The sequence below is a fragment of the Flavobacterium resistens genome (assembly GCF_900182645.1).
GTDB lineage: Bacteria > Bacteroidota > Bacteroidia > Flavobacteriales > Flavobacteriaceae > Flavobacterium > Flavobacterium resistens.
The window spans coordinates 178,054-198,301 of the sequence record NZ_FXTA01000006.1; the positions used below are offsets into that span (position 1 = coordinate 178,054).

12 protein-coding genes are annotated in these 20,248 nt (G+C 34.8%); 11 read left to right on the forward strand and 1 reads right to left on the reverse strand.

The window, feature by feature from the left end:
* Positions 1-227: 227 nt before the first annotated feature.
* From FN795_RS19810 to FN795_RS19820, 3 genes are all read left to right on the forward strand, one after another.
* Positions 228-3,632: a DUF4450 domain-containing protein gene (locus FN795_RS19810; protein ID WP_142452222.1), complete on the forward strand. Its 3,405-nt coding sequence runs from the start codon at positions 228-230 to the stop codon at positions 3,630-3,632.
* A 106-nt stretch (positions 3,633-3,738) separates the two neighbouring features.
* On the forward strand, positions 3,739-5,862 hold the full coding sequence (locus tag FN795_RS19815; protein WP_142452223.1) for a hypothetical protein: 2,124 nt from the start codon (positions 3,739-3,741) through the stop codon (positions 5,860-5,862).
* Positions 5,863-6,020: 158 nt separating this feature from the next.
* Positions 6,021-7,865 (forward strand): rhamnogalacturonan lyase, encoded by a 1,845-nt coding sequence (locus FN795_RS19820; protein WP_142452224.1) that lies wholly within the window; start codon positions 6,021-6,023, stop codon positions 7,863-7,865.
* A 229-nt stretch (positions 7,866-8,094) separates the two neighbouring features.
* On the opposite strand, the gene FN795_RS19825 is transcribed toward FN795_RS19820, so the two are convergent.
* Positions 8,095-9,135, reverse strand: coding sequence for a GntR family transcriptional regulator (locus FN795_RS19825; protein WP_142452225.1), 1,041 nt, complete (start codon positions 9,133-9,135; stop codon positions 8,095-8,097).
* 387 nt (positions 9,136-9,522) lie between these two features.
* Here FN795_RS19825 and rhaT point away from each other — a divergent pair, with 387 nt between their 5' ends.
* The 8 genes from rhaT (at position 9,523) to FN795_RS19865 (ending at position 20,027) form a co-directional block, all read left to right on the forward strand.
* Positions 9,523-10,593, forward strand: a complete 1,071-nt coding sequence (gene rhaT, locus FN795_RS19830; protein ID WP_142452226.1) for an L-rhamnose/proton symporter RhaT — start codon at positions 9,523-9,525, stop codon at positions 10,591-10,593.
* Positions 10,594-10,619: 26 nt separating this feature from the next.
* A complete protein-coding gene (locus FN795_RS19835) occupies positions 10,620-12,761 on the forward strand; it encodes a bifunctional aldolase/short-chain dehydrogenase (protein WP_142452227.1) in 2,142 nt (713 codons plus the stop codon).
* 181 nt (positions 12,762-12,942) lie between these two features.
* A complete protein-coding gene (locus FN795_RS19840; protein ID WP_132988847.1) occupies positions 12,943-14,217 on the forward strand; it encodes a TIM barrel protein in 1,275 nt (424 codons plus the stop codon).
* A 79-nt stretch (positions 14,218-14,296) separates the two neighbouring features.
* Positions 14,297-15,658: an FGGY-family carbohydrate kinase gene (locus FN795_RS19845; protein ID WP_142452228.1), complete on the forward strand. Its 1,362-nt coding sequence runs from the start codon at positions 14,297-14,299 to the stop codon at positions 15,656-15,658.
* 122 nt (positions 15,659-15,780) lie between these two features.
* On the forward strand, positions 15,781-16,518 hold the full coding sequence (locus FN795_RS19850) for a (Fe-S)-binding protein (RefSeq protein WP_142452229.1): 738 nt from the start codon (positions 15,781-15,783) through the stop codon (positions 16,516-16,518).
* Between the two features lie 118 nt (positions 16,519-16,636).
* Entirely contained in the window at positions 16,637-18,007 is a 1,371-nt protein-coding gene (locus FN795_RS19855; RefSeq protein ID WP_142452230.1) for a glycoside hydrolase family 28 protein, read from the forward strand.
* Positions 18,008-18,046: 39 nt separating this feature from the next.
* Positions 18,047-19,450, forward strand: a complete 1,404-nt coding sequence (locus FN795_RS19860) for a lactate utilization protein B (protein ID WP_142452231.1) — start codon at positions 18,047-18,049, stop codon at positions 19,448-19,450.
* Positions 19,440-20,027, forward strand: coding sequence for a LutC/YkgG family protein (locus FN795_RS19865; RefSeq protein WP_142452232.1), 588 nt, complete (start codon positions 19,440-19,442; stop codon positions 20,025-20,027). Before FN795_RS19860 ends, FN795_RS19865 begins: the two co-directional genes overlap by 11 nt.
* Positions 20,028-20,248 lie beyond the last annotated feature (221 nt).

Consider the following 20,248-nt stretch of genomic DNA (forward strand, 5'->3'; position numbering starts at 1 on the left):
TTCAAACTTAATGGTTCATTTTTGATATAGTATCCTGTACTATGATGTTAAAAAGAATTTAAAAACGCCAAAAATTAATATACTTTTTATATTTCGTAAATCAGGAAGGTACAGGATAGTATACCACAAAAAAACAAAGAAATTGCATCATAATTATTGAATTAATAAAAAAAAGCGATTTTAATTTTATTTAATTCTTAATTAGATTTTGCCATTTTTACTGCTTTATGAAAACAAAAAAAAAATCTTTTACAACGCTTTTAAGTTTGCTTTTTTTATTTCCAATATTAACTTTTGGACAAAATAAAGAAGTACGCAAACTGCATTATGCGCCAGAAGAAAATAGTTTTGTTTTAAAAAATGGAATTCGAAAATTCAATCGGGCTTTATATGGTTCGAATACCGGATTTAGAGTGGAAACAGGTGATTTGCCTGAATTCGCAATGTACATGCCGGGAATGGGAGGAAACTTCAAACTCGGAATTTTAAACGGAAAAGAAAGTAAATGGATTACCGAAGCTTCTAAAATTGATGCACGCTACCTTTTAGGCACAATGCATTATACAATTGAAGATGCTCTTTTAGGAAATGGAAAATTATTTATCGATGTTGTCGCTTTAAAAGAAAAAGAAGGTTTTATTGTAAAAGTTTACGGAAATTCAGTTTCTAAAAATGTAAATATTATTTGGGCTTTTGGTGGTGCAACTGGAAAGAAATTTAGTCGTGACGGTGATATTGGTACTGATCCAGAATCCGTGTTTTATTTGCAACCAGATTATTGTTTAGGCAATAAATACACTTTGCAAAAACAATCTTTTTTGCTGGAATACGGTTCCGAAAGCAACAAACAGAAAACCGGAAATAATAAAAGTCTAATTGGATTTTTTCCAGAATCGGAAGTGCTTTTAGCGAATGCAAAAAATCAAAAGTCTCCTTTAGAATTGTATAATTCAAGTGCAGAAAATTTGCCAGTTATTTTAGGTAAAACAAGCAGTATTTCTGAAAGAGCTATTTATTGGTATTTTTCTACAGAAGAAATAAAAAAAGCTGTTTCGCAAAAAGAAATCGAACAGCTTTATGGAAAATCAGTTCAGGAAACACAGGTTTTAGCGAATCGTGTTAAAGTAAAAACACCAGATCCTTATATCAATAATTTAGGTTTTGCACTTTCAATTGCTTCAGATGGAATTTGGGAAAATCCAGCGTATCTACATGGCGCAATTGCATGGCGAATGTACCTGAATGCGTGGCGTGGTGCCTATACGGCAGATCCTTTAGGTTGGCACGACAGAGCAAAAACACATTTTAGTAGCTACAGCAATTCGCAAGTAACGTCACCTGAAAACGGTCCAATTGTTTTAGATGAAGAAAGAAATCTGGCACGTCAAAAAGAAGAAATGGGAACTTCAATGTTTAGTAGTGGTTACATTTCTCGAAATCCGAATAAAAATACTGTTGCGCATCATTATGACATGAATTTGGTTTTTATTGATCAAATGCTTCGTCATTTTAAATGGACGGGTGATATTACTTTTTTAAAAGAAATGTGGCCAACAATTGAACGACATTTAAATTGGGAAAAACGAAATTTTGATCCAGATAATGACGGACTTTATGATGCTTACGCCACAATTTGGGCGAGTGATGCTTTGCAATACAGCGGTGGAGGCGTAATCCATTCTTCGGCATATAATTATTATGCGAATAAAACCGTTGCTGAATTGGCAAGAAAAATTCAGAAAGATCCAACTCCTTACCAAAAGGAAGCTGCTAAAATTTTGAAAGCTTCAAATGAACAGCTTTGGCTTTCTAAAAAAGGAATTTTTGCCGAATATAAAGATGCTTTAGGAAACCGGTTATTGCACGATTCTCCTGGAGTTTGGAGTATTTATCACACGATTGATTCGGAATTGTCAAACTCATTTGAAAGTTACCAAATGCTGAATTACATAAATAATCAGATTCCACATATTCCAATTTCTGCAGATGGATTGGATAAAAAAGACCTTTACGTAATCAGTACAACAAATTGGCAACCGTATACTTGGTCAATTAATAATGTCGCTTTGGCCGAGCAATTACATACTTCATTGGCTTTTTGGCAAGGCGGACAATCTGAAAAAGCATTTAAAATGTGGGAAAGTGTTTTGATCGAAAGTATGTATTTAGGCGCTTCTCCCGGTGGTTTTGAACAGCTTTTGTATCAGGATAAAATGCGTGGAGAATTGTATCGTGATTTTGCGGATCCAATAGGGATGGCATCTCGAACTTTGGTTGAAGGACTTTTCGGAATTAAGCCTGATGCGATTGCAGAAGTTTTGACTATTCAGCCCGGTTTTCCTAAGGAATGGGAAGAAGCTTCTTTAGAAGTTCCAGATGTTTCAGTTTCTTTCAACAGAAAAAATAGACAAGATAAATATCACATCGAAAATTATTTTGCACCAAAAATGAATTTGAAGTTGATTCTGAATGCGTATTACGACGGAATTGAAAGTATTAAAATAAATGGGAAAAATGTTTCATGGAAAGAAATTCCTGAAAGTATTGGAAATCCAAAAATTAGTATTGAAGCTCCTTACAATAAAGTGTATGACATCGTTATCAATTGGAAAAGCGGCACTTTGGTAAAAATGAGTACGCAAACGTCATACAATTCCGGTGATGCATTAAATATTCTTATTGGTAAAGGAGAAATTGTTTCGGTTTATGATCCGCAAGCTATTTTGGGCGAAATTGTAAAATCAGAAAGAACATTTCAATCTACGATAAACGGCGAAGGAAATAAAACATTTTTCATACAATTAAAACAGGGTGATTTTTCTTGGTGGCAACCAATTGAATTGAATTTAAAAGGCAAAAAAGAATTAGTGAAAGTGACAGATTGGGATATTCCTTTGGAGAAATCAGAACGTCCAGAAACCATTTCGCTTTTTTCTTATTTCAATGCAAAAGTTACAGATATTTTTACAAACGAATATTTGTCTCCAAGACCGCAGACAGTGACTTTACAGCTTCCAAAACAAGGAATTGGAAATTGGTGTTATCCAAATATTTCGGTAAAAATTGACGCTAAAGGTTTGCGCGAAAAAGCAAAACAAACGGGAGAAATTAAGACACCAAACGGAATTCCGTTTAAAACGCCTTCAGATGAAAATCAGAAAAACATCATCTTTACTTCGATGTGGGATAATTATCCGAAAAACATTGATATTCCGCTTGACGGAAAAGCTTCACACGCTTATTTTATGATGGCCGGAACCACAAACCCAATGCAAAGCCGAATTATAAACGGAGAAATTAAAGTAAATTATACTGATGGAACTTCTGAAATTTTGTCTTTGAAAAACCCAGAAAATTGGTGGCCAATCGAACAGGATTATTTTGTTGACGGATTAGCTTTTACTACCGATGCGCCAAAACCGCCAAGAGTGTATTTGAAAACCGGAGAAATTTCGAGAGATTTTAAAGATTTTACAGTTATAAAAGGATTCACCAATTATGGTGTCGACGGCGGTGCAGGAACAATTCTGGATTTGCCATTGGATAAAAATAAAATATTAAAAAGCTTGACTCTAAAAACAATTGCCAATGATGTTGTGATTGGTTTGATGAGTGTGACTTTAATTAGATAATGATTTTAATTAGAAAATGCGTCAATTTGATAATTAGATAATTGTGAAATGTAAAACGAGCCTTTTTGAACCTGAAACTTGAAAACTGAAACCAAAAAATAACCGAATGAAAAAACAACTTTTAATTATTGCAATTTTATTTTCAGCATCGTTGTTCGCTCAGAAAATCGATCGAAAAGCATTGGTGAATCGCCACAACGTTCAAATTACGGCTATCGATACTTTAGCTTCTTTGACTGTTGGAAATGGTGCTTTTGCCTTTACTGTTGATGCAACGGGATTACAGACTTTTCCGAAAACCTATCAAAATGGAATTCCGTTAGGAACCGAGTCGGAGTGGGGATGGGACAGTTATAAAAATACAGAGAATTTTAAGTTTTCTGAGACTTTAAAAGACTATCAGCAATACGGAAGAAATGTTTCTTATACGGTTCAGATTAAAGAACCAAAAAGAAAAGTAGATGCGATAAATTGGTTCAGACAGAATCCGCATTTAGTTCAATTGGGAAATTTAGGTTTTGAAATTTTGAAGAAAGATGGAAGTCAGGCAAAATCATCAGACATTAAATCGATTTCGCAAAAACTGAATTTATGGACAGGAGAAATTGAAAGTTATTTTGAAGTAGAAGGAACTCCGGTAACAGTTTTGACCGCTTCTCATCAGGAAAAAGATGCAATTGGCGTAAAAGTTAAATCAGATTTATTACAACAGAAACGTCTAAAAATTAGTTTGAGAATTCCGTTCCCAACTGGAGATTGGGCAGATTTCGGAACCAAATATGAAGGAGCTCAAAATTATACAAGCACATTAAAACAAAAATCAAAAACAGAAGCTGTTGTAACACATGTAATGGATAGCATTTCGTACAACGTTGATTTAATGTGGAAAGGAAATGCCCAAATTAAAAAAGCTTCAGATCATTATTTTGTGATTGAAGTTTCAAACACCAATACATTAGAACTGAGCTGTCTTTTTGCTTTGGCGGATAAAAAAACTGAGAATTCTTCTTTTGAAACTATTCAAAATAGCAGTATAAAAGGCTGGGAAGAATTTTGGTTAAGCGGTGCAGCAGTCGATTTTTCAGGAAGTACAGATCCACGTGCGAAGGAATTAGAGCGAAGGGTAATTCTTTCGCAGTATTTGACAAAAGTGCAATGTACAGGAAAAGTACCGCCTCAAGAAACCGGTTTGACTTACAACAGTTGGTACGGAAAACCGCATTTAGAAATGCATTGGTGGCACGGTGTTCATTTTGCACTTTGGAACCGACCAGAATTGTTGGAAAAAAGTCTTCCGTGGTATCAAAAAGTTTTTGATAAAGCTAAAAATATTGCAAAAAGACAAGGTTTTGAAGGTGCAAGATGGCAAAAAATGACCGATCCTGATGGGAATGAAAGTCCGTCGTCTGTAGGTTCATTTTTGATTTGGCAGCAACCGCATTTTATAACTTATGCCGATTTAATTTATCGTGCAAAACCAACAGCCGCAACCTTGAAACTATACAGTGAACGCGTTTTTGCAACTGCCGATTTTATGGCTTCTTTTGCTAATTATGATGCTAAAAATGATCGTTATGTTTTAGGTCCGGGCGTTATCCCAGCACAAGAACGCTTTAAGGCGATGGAAACTTTTAATCCAACTTATGAATTGGCATATTGGAACTGGGCATTGAAAACAGCAATTTCATGGAAGCATGGGTTGAACCAGAAAGTGCCTGAAAAATGGGAAACCGTTTTGGCTAAATTATCAAAACTTCCTGTTTCTGGTGACGTTTATTTAGCAACAGAAAGCGCAACAGATTCTTATACAAATCCAGAATTTAAAACCGATCATCCATCAGTTTTAGGAACTTTTGGAATGCTTCCTGAAACTTCTCTTTTGGATAAAAAAATCATGAAAAACACTTTTGATTTGGTTTGGAAAACTTGGTCTTGGGATAAAACCTGGGGTTGGGATTTCCCGATGACAGCGATGACGGCGGCGCGATTAAATATGCCAGAAAAAGCAATTGATGCTTTGTTTATGAATGTGACCACAAATACATATTTGAAAAACGGACATAATTATCAGGCAGAAAGATTGACATTATATCTTCCAGGAAATGGAGGATTATTGACAGCCGTTGCTATGATGTGCGCCGGCTGGGACGATTCAACCGAAGAAAATCCGGGTTTTCCAAAAGATGGAACTTGGAAAGTGCAGAGCGAAGGATTTGCAAAGATGTTTTGATTTTTAAGATTCTAAGATGCTAAGGTTCTAAGTTGCTAAGGTTTTTAGCCTTTTTTGTCATTCCGAGGAACGAGGAATGACAAAAAAAACAATATAAATCTTTTAAAACCAGCGTTATCCGTGTGCTGATGATAATCCAAAATAAAAAATAACCAATCATGAAAAAAATAACTCTATTAATACTATCACTTTTATCTGTTTCCATTTTTGCACAAAGGCAAATGGAAAATCTAGATCGAGGCGTTATTGCCATAAAAGACAAAGACCAGTTTTTTATTGGCTGGCGTGTTTTAGGAACTGATCCTGATAATCTTGCTTTTAATTTATATCGAAAAAGCGGTAATAAAAAAGCAGTCAAATTAAATGACAAACCCATTTCTGGACCAACAAATTTTTTAGATACGAAAGCAAATGTGCTGGAAGAAAATACTTGGTTTGTCAAAACAGTTTTAAAGGGAAAAGAATCAGATGCAAAAGGAAGTTTTACGATTCCGGCTTCAAGTCCAGATAAAGATTATTTGTCAATTGTATTAAAACCAATTGAAGGATATACTGCAAATGATCTTTCGGTTGGTGATTTAGATGGCGATGGAAAATACGATTTGATTGTGCACATGACTGGGAAAGGACACGATAATTCGCATACCGGAATTACAGATCCACCGATTTTTCAGGCTTATACTTTAGAAGGGAAATTTTTGTGGCAGATTAATTTAGGCAAGAACATTCGTGAAGGCGCACATTATACACAATTCATGGTGTATGATTTGGATGGAGACGGAATTGCCGAATTGGTTTGCAAAACTGCGGATGGAACTACAGACAGTCAGAATAATGTTGTTGGAGATGCTTCAAAAGATTGGGTAGATCGTGACCCGAATTCAGGAACTTATGGGAAAATTTTGAAAGGACCTGAGTATCTTTCTGTTTTTGATGGAAGGACTGGAAAACTCGTTACAACTGTTGATTATATTGCAGAAAGAGGTGATCTTGCCGGTTGGGGCGGTCATGGTGGAAGCGGAGGAAATGATACAAAAGGAAATAGAATTGATCGTTTTACGGCTTGTGTGGCGTATTTAGATGGTGTACATCCGAGTGTTGTAATGTGCCGTGGTTATTACGGAAGAACGGTTTTAGCTGCTTGGGATTTTAAAAACGGTAAACTTACCTCAAGATGGGTTTTTGACAGTAAAGATTCTGAAAATCCATATTCTGGAATGGGAAACCATAATCTTACGGTTGCAGATGTTGACAATGACGGAAAAGACGAAATAATTTATGGTTCAATGTGTGTTGATGATAATGGACAAGGTTTATATACAACTGGTTTCAGACACGGAGATGCGATTCACGTTTCCGATTTAGATCCAGATCTTCCTGGTTTGGAAGTTTTTGGAATTCATGAAATTGAAAATGGCACAACGGGTCCAGGAGCAACCATTTTTGCTGCAAAAGACGGAAAAGTGTTATTTACGGGTTCAATAAATGAAGATGTTGGAAGAGGTGTTGCAGATAATATTGATCCGGAGTTAGGAGGAGCGCAATTTTGGTATTCAGGCTCTCCTGATTTATATGATATGAAAGGAAAAGTGGTTGGAAAAGCGCCAAACTCAATTAACTTTTTAATTTATTGGGATGGTGATACTTCGAGAGAATTATTAGATTCTAATCATATTGACAAATACAATAAAGGAAGATTGTTTATGGCAACTGGAGCAGTTTCTAATAATGGCACAAAATCGACTCCGGCACTTTCTGCAGATATTTTTGGCGATTGGAGAGAAGAACTAATTTTAAGATCAGAAGACAATAAAGAATTGAGGGTTTATTCAACCATAATTCCAACAAATGTTAGACAATATACTTTAATGCATGATCCACAATATAGATTGAGTATTGCTTGGCAGAATGTAGGTTATAATCAGCCTCCTCATACAAGTTTTTATATGGGAAAAGATATGAAACCGGTACCTAAGCCAAATATTTCTTTGGTTAAAAAGTAATTTGTCGCAAAGGCACAAAGGCACAAAATTTTTATTGTAGAGACGCACAGCAGTGCGTCTTTCGCATTTTATAAACACAACATTGTCATTTCGAGGAACGAGAAATCACACTAGAAACTCTACAAAGAATGTCACAAATCTGTGTCGATAAACGAGTGTGATTTCTCGTTCCTCGAAATGACAAACTTTGAAAAATCTTAGAATCTTAGCATCTTAGAACCTTAGCCCCTTAGATAGAATTTCTATCAATAAAATTAAAAGGCACTTTATATTCTCCTTTTTCTTTATTTAAAATCATTCGTGCTGCTGTTTCTCCCATGACGTTGAAGTCGGTTGACATAACTGTGATGCCTAATAATTCTTTTAATGGTGTATCGTTATAAGAGATTACGCCGATTTCTTTTCCTAAAATATATTCTTCATCGCGAATCTGTTTCATTAAATTCACAAGATCAGATTCTTCAATAGTAATAAATAAATCGCCTTTTTTCAGAATCATATCATCATAAACTTCGCTCAAAATCTCAAAATTGATTTCGTGTTCCACACAAAATTTTCTGAATCCGTGCAAGATTCTTCTTGGATAAGGATAAACCGCTTTTTCAGGATAAACCAAAATCAACCTTTTGTATTTGGTAATTTTCGATAAACCTTCTTTTAGCGCATTGTAAATATCATTCTCAAAATCCTGATAAATTTTGATGATTTCGCCTTCCATTCCGAGTTTGATATTGTCCATAATGACCAATTTCTCTTTTGGAATGCGCTCGATTGCTTTTACAACTTCATCAGTAAAACTCAAATGTTTTAATTCATCTGTTTTGAAATGTGTAGTAATGACATAATAATCGTAAGCGCCTTCAAATTTATCAAGAAGATTCAAAAACAAAGTTTCATCACAATGATATATATGTAAATCAGTATGCGCATTTGCACCAACAGTATTAATAAAAGAGCTGTAAGTTTTCATTTTATATGCGCTCAATTTATTGAATAAAAAAAGCACATTTACCTTCGATTCCAGTTTTGTTCGGGTAATATAATAGCCTTTTCCTCGAATAGAAGAAATGATTTTTCGTTCTTTTAATATGTTATAGGCCTTTTCGACAGTATCGCGAGACATATAAAACTCCTCGCTGAAACTATTAATTGAAGGTATTTTTTGATTTATTTTTAGATTTCCGTTGGCAATATTCTGTAAAATTGAATCTACAATCTGCTTGTATTTTGGAACCCTTGAATCTTCATCAATTTTAATAAGTTTAATCATTTTGCAGGTATTGAAAATTATGCTGAAAAATTTACAAGTATAATTTTGAATTAAAATTTGGATATAAAGTTTTACTTAAAACCTGATAAAGTGTTGTAATTGCTACTTTTCTCACAAAATATCTCAAATTAAATAAGGCTAGTTTTATGTTTTTGGAGATTTGCTTAAATATTACAAATTGAAGATATAATAATTACGAAATCGATTGCTAAAATAGAAATTTTAAATTTATTTTTCTACTTAAAAACCATTCTTCTTCGCAATATTCTTTGGTTTTAACATAATTCCTAAAATCATAAAGGATAGTACAGGACAGTTTTCTTTTTTACATTCTCTTATTTTACAAAACCAGATTAACTATCAATAACCACAAACTAAATTTAATAAATGGAATCATTACTAGGTATTATTTTTCACTCCATTGGAGGTTTCTCTTCGGGCAGTTTTTATATGCCTTTTAAGAAAGTTAAAAATTGGGCTTGGGAAAGCTACTGGCTTATAGGAGGATTTTTCTCTTGGCTAATTGTGCCGCCAATTGCTGCTTATTTAACTATTCCAAATTTTACCGAAATTATCGCAACAGCTGCTCCATCAGTTAAAGCATTAGCATTTACAATGGGATTGATTTGGGGAATAGGAGGACTTACTTATGGCCTTGGTGTTCGCTATTTGGGAATGTCATTGGGGAATTCGATTACTTTAGGATTCTGTTCTGCTTTTGGCGCTTTGATTCCACCAATTTACTATAATTTCAATGCAGTAGAAGGCAAAGAATCAATCAGTGATATGTTTGCGAATTCAGGCGGACAAATGGTTTTGGCCGGAGTATTAATATGTATTATCGGTATTGCTATTTTAGGAAAGGCAGGAATGCTGAAAGAAAAGGATTTTGCAACTGGTCATGAAGATAAAGACAAAGATTTTAGTCTGGTAAAAGGACTTATTATTGCTATAGTATCAGGTATTTTAAGTTCGTTCTTTAACTTCGGAATTGAAGCCGCAAAACCAATGGCTAATGTTGCTAATGAGGCCTGGAAATTAGCAAATCCAAATCAGGGAGAATTTTTATTCCAAAATAATGTAAGTTATATCGTTATCCTTTGGGGTGGCTTAACAACTAACTTTATATGGTGTATTTATTTGAATTTCAAAAACAAAACTTTTTCAGATTATACAAATACAAAAACGCCAATTGCTAAAAACGTCTTGTTTTCTGCAATTGCCGGAACAATGTGGTTTTTGCAGTTTTTCTTTTATGGTATGGGGGAAAGCAAATTAGGAAATGGTGCAAGTTCTTGGATTTTGCACATGTCGACCATCATTTTGACAGCCAATTTCTGGGGATTCTATCTAAAAGAATGGAAAGGAGTTTCTAATAAAACAATGAGAACTTTTGCGTGGGGAATTGGTGTAATCATGCTTTCGATTGTTTTAGTCGGAATCGGAAATTCATTATAAAAATCAACTAAAATCAAAACAACCAAATGTCGAATATAAATACAAATAATATGAATTTTAAGCACGTAAGCTATCTTTGGGATGACGCTAAAGCAAAAGAACTAGCTGGTGATGAAGTAGCGCTTTTTATTTATCGCTCTAATTTACTTGGAGCCGATTTAAGATTGACAAACTACGGAGGTGGAAACACGTCGGTAAAAATTACAGATAAAGATCCATTAACAGGTGAAAACTCTGAAGTAATGTGGATTAAAGGCTCTGGTGGAGATATCGGAACATTGACAAAATCAGGCTGTGCAGCCCTTTATTTAGATAGATTGCGCAATCTTGAGAATGTATACAGAGGAATTGAGTTTGAAGATGAAATGGTAGAATTATTCAATCACTGTATTTTTGATTTAGCTTCAAAAGCACCTTCAATCGATACGCCTTTGCATGGTTTCTTGCCTTTCAAACATATCGATCACTTGCATCCAGATGCAGCAATTGCAATTGCCGCTGCAAAAGACGGAAAACAAATTACAGAAGAATTATTTGATGGCGAAATTGGCTGGGTTGGCTGGCAACGCCCTGGTTTTGACCTTGGACTTCAATTAAGAAGCTGTCTGGAAGAAGCTGAGAAAAAAGGAAAAAAACTTCGCGGTATCATGTTAGGTTCTCATGGTTTATTCACTTGGGGAGATACTGCATACGAAAGTTATATTAATACGCTGGAAGTAATCGAAAAATGCGCCGAATACTTAGAAAGCAATTACGGAAAAAAACGTCCCGTTTTTGGAGGTAAAAAAATCGATAGCCTTCCAGAAGCGGATCGTAAATTAAAAGCAGCAAAAGTAGCTCCAATTTTAAGAGGTTTCTGTTCATCAGAGCGTCAAATGATTGGGCATTATACAGATGATGCAAGAGTTTTGGAATTCATTAATTCTAATGATCTTTCCAAATTAGCTCCGCTTGGAACTTCTTGTCCGGATCACTTTTTAAGAACTAAAATCAGTCCTCTGGTTTTAGAATTAGATCCAAACGAAGATTTGTCTGATGTTGATGCAATTAAAGCAAAATTGACGCCAGCATTTGAAGCCTATCGTGCAATGTACAAAGACTATTACAATGCATGTAAAAAATCAAATTCACCAGCAATGCGTGATCCAAATCCGGTTGTGATTTTATATCCTGGAGTTGGAATGTTCACTTTTGCAAAAGATAAAACAATGGCACGCTTGGCATCTGAATATTATATCAATGCCGTAAACGTAATGAAAGGCGCTGAAGCAGTTTCAGAATATACGTCATTGCCACACCAAGAAGCATTTGATATCGAATATTGGTTATTGGAAGAAGCTAAATTACAACGTATGCCAAAACCAAAAGCATTGTCAGGAAGAGTTGCTGTAATTACAGGTTCTGCTGGCGGAATTGGTAAAGCTATCGCGAAGAAATTTGCTCAGGAAGGTGCTTGCGTGGTAATCAATGATATTAATGAAGAGCGCTTAGAATCGGCTACAGCTGAGTTTGTGAAATTGTTTGGTAAAGATGCTGTTTCAAGTACTTTATTGAATGTTACTGATCCAGATAGTACAGAAAAAGCATTTGATGAAGCTTCTCTAGCTTTTGGAGGTGCGGATATTGTGGTAAATAATGCCGGAATCAGTATTTCTAAATCTATTGCAGAACACACTTTAGAAGAGTGGGATAGATTATACGATATTTTAGTAAAAGGACAATTTATCGTTTCTAAAGCCGGAATCGAAGTAATGCGCAAACAAGGTTTTGGAGGAGATATTGTAAACATTGTTTCTAAAAATGCAGTGGTAGCGGGACCAAATAATCCTGGATACGGTTCTGCCAAAGCAGCTCAGGCGCATTTAACACGTTTGATGGCTGCAGAATTAGGAGCTGATAAAATTCGTGTAAATACAGTAAATCCAGATGCAGTAATTTCAGATTCAAATATCTGGTCTGGCGGATGGGCTGAAGGGCGTGCAAAAGCATACGGAATTACAGTTGAAGAATTGCCGGCTTATTATGCAAAACGTACATTATTAAATGAAATTATATTGCCAGATGATATTGCAAATGCGTGTTTTGCTTTCGTTGGCGGTTTATTAGATAAATCTACAGGAAACGCTCTAAACGTTGATGGCGGTGTCGGAATGGGCTTTTACAGATAGATTGTTTAGTTTTTTTAAGTTTAAAACAAAGGTGGTTTTTTGTAATCTAACGTTCGGAAATTTTCGAGCGTTAGATTTTTTTAAAATTTAAGAACTAAAAAAACGCAAAAAAATAATTAAGATTAACCAAGAGCGCAATCGATATAATGTGTTAAATTGTGCGCTATTAAAATAAAATGCTATGTTAATTGAATCAAACAATATTGCATCTCATAACGAGGGATTGCTGAAAAAACATCAAAATAAATTTGCTTTTACAGCATCAGAAATAGAAAATGCAGAATCGATTATTCAAAAATTAATTGATTTTCAAATCGCAATTCCATCTTGGGCTTTAGGAACTGGAGGAACTAGATTTGGACGTTTTGCAGGTGGAGGAGAACCTCGTTCATTAGAAGAAAAAATTGAAGATGTAGGTTTGCTTCATAAATTAAACAATGCTTCTGGCGCGATTTCGCTTCATATTCCGTGGGATATCCCAACAGATTATAAAGCAATCAAAACACTTGCAGCGCAGCACGGATTAAAGTTTGATGCCATGAACTCGAACACATTTCAGGATCAAGCTAATGCTGAGCATACATACAGATATGGTTCGCTTCAAAACGTAAATAAAGCAGTTCGTAAACAAGCAATTGCTCACAATATCGAAGTTATTAAGCACGGAATTGAATTAGGATCTGATTCATTAACAGTTTGGTTAGCTGACGGATCTAATTTTCCTGGACAATTAAACTTCCGCAAAGCATACCAAAATACATTAGAAAGTTTAGAGGAAATCTATGATGCATTGCCTTCAAACTGGAAATTATTTTTAGAATACAAATGTGCTGAACCAAATTTTTACTCAACAACTGTTGCAGATTGGGGACAGTCGTATTCATACGTTCAAAAATTAGGTGACAAAGCAAAAACACTTGTTGATTTAGGACACCATTTACCAAATGCAAATATTGAGCAAATTGTTTCTATTTTGCTTATGGATAATAAATTAGGAGGTTTCCACTTCAACGATTCAAAATACGGAGATGACGATTTAACTGCTGGAGCTTTAAAGCCATATCAGTTGTTTTTGATTTTCAATGAACTAGTAGAAGGAATGGATGCAAGAGGAATGAACCACGCCAAAGATTTAGGCTGGATGATTGACGCTTCTCACAATATCAAAGATCCTTTAGAAGATTTATTACAATCGGTTGAAGCGATTATGATTGCGTATGCACAAGCACTTTCAGTTGACCGAAAAGCTTTAGAGCAAGCTCAGGAAGAAAATGATGTAGTTAAAGCACAAGAAATCCTTCAAAATGCTTTCCGCACAGATGTTCGCGCATTAGTTGCTGAGGCTCGTTTGCGTTCTGGAGCAGCTTTAAATCCAGTTGAATTATATCGTTCTCTTGCTGTTAGAAGCAATTTAATTGGTGAAAGAGGATTAAAAACAATGGCAACAGGACTATAATTATAAATTATTAATTGTTAATTATAAATTATGAATCCAAAATTAACAATTGATAATTAACAATTTACAATTAAAAAAAATGAATGTAGTTGCAATTTTTGATATTGGTAAAACAAACAAAAAGGTTTTTTTATTTGATGAAAATTATAAAATTGTTTGGGAAAAATCAGTAAATCTTGATGAAACCACAGATGAAGATGGTTTTGCTTGTGAAGATATTGATGTTCTGAAAAACTGGATACTTGACCGATTATCAGAAATAAAAGAGCTCACCAACTATGTTTTAAAAGCAATCAATTTTAGTACATACGGCGCTAGTTTTGTGTATATTGATGAAAACGGAAAAGTTTTAACTCCTCTGTATAATTATCTGAAAGATTATCCAGAGGAATTAAAAAAAGGATTTTACAGCAAGTATAAAGGTGAAGAGAAATTTGCAGTCAAAACGGCTTCTCCGGTTTTAGGAAGCCTGAATTCTGGAATGCAGATTTACAGATTTAAAGAAGAAAAACCAGAGTTGTTTGAAAAAGTAAAATATTGCCTTCATTTACCGCAATATTTAAGTTTTCTTTTGACAAATGAGGCTTTCGCCGATATTACAAGTATTGGCTGTCATACGAATCTTTGGAATTTTAAAAAGATGAAATACCACAAATGGCTTCAAAACGAAGGCATTTCAGATAAAATTCCGCCGTTGCATTACGGAAAAGATGTTTTGAAAAAAGAAGGTGATCTGGCAATTGGAGTTGGACTTCATGACAGTTCATCGGCAATTATTCCTTATACAATTAATTTTACGGAGCCTTTTGTTTTATTATCGACAGGAACCTGGAGTATTTCGCTGAATCCTTTCAATAATAAACCGTTGACTTTTGAGGAATTGCAACAAGATTGTTTGTGTTACATGCAATACACTGAAAAACCGGTAAAAGCAGCGCGATTATTTTCGGGCAACGAACATGAAGTGCAGGCTAAAAGATTAGCTGCTCATTTTGATGTTCCGTTTGACAGTTTTAAAGATGTTTATTTTAATAAAAAGATTGTGGCGACTTTACGATCGCTTAATTTCCAGATTATTTATCCAAAGAAATACGATTTTGATATTCTGAAAGAATGTCCTTTTCAAACAAGAGATCTTTCCTTATTTAAGGATTATGAAACAGCTTATCATCAATTGATGCTGGATCTTGTTGAACAACAAGTTTTTTCGACTAACTTAGTGATACACAATAGTCCTGTAAAGAAAATTTTTGTAGACGGAGGTTTCAGCAAGAATTCCATTTTTATGAATCTGCTGGCAGAAGCTTATCCCGATATTGAAGTTTATGCAGCATCGATGGCACAGGCAAGTGCATTAGGCGCAGCGCTGGCAATCCATGAAAACTGGAATCCAAAACCAATTCAAAACGATTTAATTGATTTAAAGTTTTATAAGCATTAGAATTTATAGCCACAGATTAAAGACTTAATAAAGATTTTTGTTTCTCGCAGATTTGGCAGATTGTGCAGAAAAAAATCTGTTTAATCTGCCAAATCTGCGGGCTAAAAACAAAATAATAACAAATGAAAATCGGACTTTTTATACCGTGTTATGTTGATCAGTTTTACCCAAAAGTTGGAATAGCGACCTATGAACTTTTGCAGAAATTAGGCTGTGATGTTCATTTTCCGATGGGACAAACTTGCTGCGGACAGCCAATGGCAAACAGCGGTTACGAACATTTAACAAAAGGCTGTAATGCAAATTTTATCGCGAATTTTGCCGGATTTGATTACATTGTTTGTCCTTCTGGAAGTTGTGTTTTGCACGTAAAAGATCATTTACATGATGAAAAATTAGAAGTTGTAGCTTCAGAAATGCGTAAAAAAGTTTTTGAATTGACAGAGTTTATTACTGACATTCTGAAAATAGATCACATAGATGGAAATTTTCCATATAAAGTTGGAATGCATCAAAGTTGTCACGGTCAGCGTGGTTTAAAGCTTTCGCAAATGACCGAATTAAACGCACCATTTTTCTCAAAACCAGAACAATTGCTTCATAATATAAAAGGTTTGGATTTGGTTTCTTTATCTAGAAAAGATGAATGTTGTGGTTTTGGCGGAACTTTTTGTGTAAGCGAAGAAGCGGTTTCTGTAAAAATGGGGCAAGACCGAATCAAAGATCATGAAAATCATAATGTAGATTATATTACGGGAGGTGATATGTCGTGCTTAATGCATTTAGAAGGAATTCTGAAAAGACAAAACAGCCGAGTAAAAACCATTCATATTGCCGAAATATTAAATACAATGGCGTAGAAAAATGGTCACGGATTTTACGGATTAAACTGGTTTTCGCTGGTTTAGAATTTATTAAAATCGGTGTCAATCTGTTTAATCCGTAAAATCTGCGAGCCATTTTTTAAAAAATATTACCATGAAAAAAATTGCACTTTGTTCCATTCTATTTCTTTCCATCCTCTTTTTATCATTTAAAAAAGATCCATCTACTGTGAAGCAAACAGAAGTTGTGGTAAAAGCACCTTTTGAAATGCCAGCGATCAAAATTCCCGATTTCAGCAAATGCAAGGAATTTTCGATTATTGATTTTGGCGCAGTAAAAGGAGATAAAGAAAAAACATCAGAGGCAATTTCAAAAGCGATTTCAAAAGCTAATAAAGCTGGTGGAGGAATTGTCGTAATTCCGGAAGGCGAATGGCTGACAAAGAAAATTCATTTTAAAAGCAATGTAAATCTGCATTTGAATAAAGGTGCAGTTTTACTTTTTTCTGAAGATCCAAAAGATTATTTGCCTGCAGTTCGTTCTACTTGGGAAGGTTATGAATGCTATAATTATTCACCATTGATTTATGCGTATCAATGTAAAAATATTGCCATTACAGGCGAAGGTGAATTAAAAGCTAAAATGGACGTCTGGACAAAATGGTTCGCACGCCCAAAAGCGCATATGGAAAGCTTGAAAAGATTATACTATTTGGCTTCTTATAAAAAACCTGTGGAAGAAAGACAAATGGTAAATGATACGGCAAATTTGCGTCCGCATTTTATTCAGTTCAATCGTTGCCAAAATGTTTTAATGGATGGCGTTAAGATAACGAATAGTCCATTTTGGACAATTCATCCGTTTTTATCAAAAGATGTCGTAATCAGAAACCTTCAGGTGTATGCGCATGGACATAATAATGATGGTGTTGATCCGGAAATGTCTCAAAATGTATTGATCGAAAATTGTGTTTTTGACCAAGGAGATGATGCGATTGCAATTAAATCGGGATGTGGTATCGATGCTTGGAATCTAAATACGCCTTCAAAAAATATCGTAATGCGCAATTGTACAGTCAAAAATGGTCATCAATTAGTGGCTATTGGAAGTGAACTTTCGGGCGGAATAGAAAATGTTTTTATTGATAACTGTACCGTTGTTGACGGCGCAAAACTAAATCATCTTTTGTACATTAAAACAAATGAAAGAAGAGGTGGTTTTGTAAACAATATTTATATGACCAACATTACATCGGGTAAAATTGATGCAGGAATTCTCGGTATAGAAACTGATGTTTTGTACCAATGGCGTGATTTGGTTCCAACAATTGAACGACGCCTTACGCCAATAAAAAATGTACATTTAGAAAATATAAAAGCGACAAATGTGAAGTTTATTTCGAGAATTCAAGCTCAGAAAGAACTTCCGGTTGAAAATATTTTCCTGACGAATGTGAGTGCTGATAATGTTCAGGGAGAGAAAGCAATTCACGAAAATGTAGTGAATTTTGTCAGTAAAAATTAAATAGTTAAACCAATCTCGTTATAATAAACTTTTTAAAAGATGTCTTCAAAAAAAACAATAGAACATAGTGAAGCCGCCGCACGTTTTAATAAAGATGTTAAACGAGTGGACTGGCATGACGAAACGCTTTGGTTTGTGCGTGAAAAACGTGATAAATCGGCGCATCAGATTCCGGATTGGGAATTACTGCGTGAAACAGCTTCTAAAATTAAGAATAATGTCCTTTCTAATATTCACGATTATTTAATTGAATTTGAAGCAAATGCACAGAAAAACGGAATAAAAGTACATTGGGCAGCCGATGCAAAGGAACATAACGAAATTGTGCATTCTATTTTGGTAAAACACGATGTAAAGCAAATGGTGAAATCAAAATCAATGCTTACAGAAGAATGCCATTTAAATGAATATTTAGCCGAAAATGGCGTCGAAGTTATCGATTCTGATTTAGGAGAATACATTGTGCAGCTTCGTAAAGAACCGCCAAGTCATATTGTTTTGCCTGCAATTCACCTTAAAAAAGAAGATGTAAGCGAAACTTTTCATGAACATTTAGGTACAGAAAAAGGAAATTTTGATCCTCAATATTTAACCGAATCGGCGCGACAACAGCTTCGTGATACGTTTTTAACCCGAAAAGCAGCTTTAACCGGAGTTAATTTCGCGATAGCAGAAACGGGAGAAATTGTGGTTTGTACAAATGAAGGAAATGCTGATATGGGCGCGCATTTAGCCGATGTTCACATTGCCTGCATGGGATTTGAAAAATTGATTCCGAAAAGAGAACATTTAGGCGTTTTCTTGAGATTATTAGCAAGAAGTGCCACAGGACAACCGATTACCACTTTTTCAAGTCATTTTAAAAAGCCAAGAGACGGGAAAGAAATTCATATTGTAATTGTTGATAACGGTCGAAGCACGCAATTGGGAAGAGAAGATTTTAGAAATTCGTTGAAATGTATTCGTTGCGGTGCTTGTATGAATACATGTCCGGTTTACAGACGAAGTGGTGGACATAGTTATCACAATGCAGTTGCAGGGCCAATTGGTTCTATTTTGGCACCTAATCTTGACATGAGTAAAAATGCTGATTTGCCTTTTGCTAGTACACTTTGCGGTTCTTGTACCAATGTTTGTCCGGTAAAAATTGATATTCATGATCAGCTTTATAAATGGCGTCAGGTTTTGGTGAAAGAAGGGCATACGCCAACTTCAAAAACGATTGCAATGAAAACAATGGCAACGGTATTGGCGAATCCTACGGTTTTTAATATCGCAGGAAAATCAGGCCGATTTGTAATGAAAAATGCTCCAGGTTTAGTCAACAATAAAATGAACAAATGGTACGATCAGCGCGAAATGCCTGCAGTTCCGGAAGAATCATTTAGAGATTGGTACAAGAAAAATTCAAGAGAAGCAAAAGAGAAAAACAATGAGCAGTAAAGCCGATATATTAAATAAAATAAAACAGAATCAACCCGATTCTGTAACCGCTTTGCCAGACTTAAAAGTTTTAGGTTCTGAACAATTTGATGTTTTAGAAACCTATAAAACGGTGCTAAAAAACATTGGCGGAAATGCTGTTGAAGTTTCTAATTATGATGAAGTGATTTCGTATATCAAAGAGCATTATAATATCGAAAAACGCATTGTGACAACACTTCCTGAGCTTTCAGAAATTGCATCTTTAGACTGGACAAATGACGATCCGCATTCGCTTAAAAACGTTGAATTAACAGTTATGAAAGCACATTTTGGTGTTGCTGAAAACAGTGCACTTTGGGTAACGGATGATATTTTAGGACAACGTGTTTCGCCTTTTATAGCGCAATATTTGGCCATTATAGTAAACAAAGAAAATATATATCCAACAATGCATCAGGCGTATGAAAAAATAGGAAATCAGGAATATGGTTTCGGAACTTTCATCGCCGGACCTTCAAAAACGGCTGATATTGAACAGTCTTTGGTTTTAGGGGCACATGGTGCGAGAGGTTTGATTGTTTTTTTATTGGGGTAGGATTTTATTACTTTGAAAGTGGTTTAAAATATAAACTGCGCAGGTGTCTTTTTGACTTTGCGCAGTTTTTTGTTTTGTGAAATTTATTTAAAACTAATATAATTTATATTTGAATAGATTTATGTGCGTTTGTTTAAAAAATGATATGACAAAACTAATTATTCGTTTTTTTCTAATATTGACAGCAAGTGTCGTTTTATTTAAGTTTAATTATTTTGATA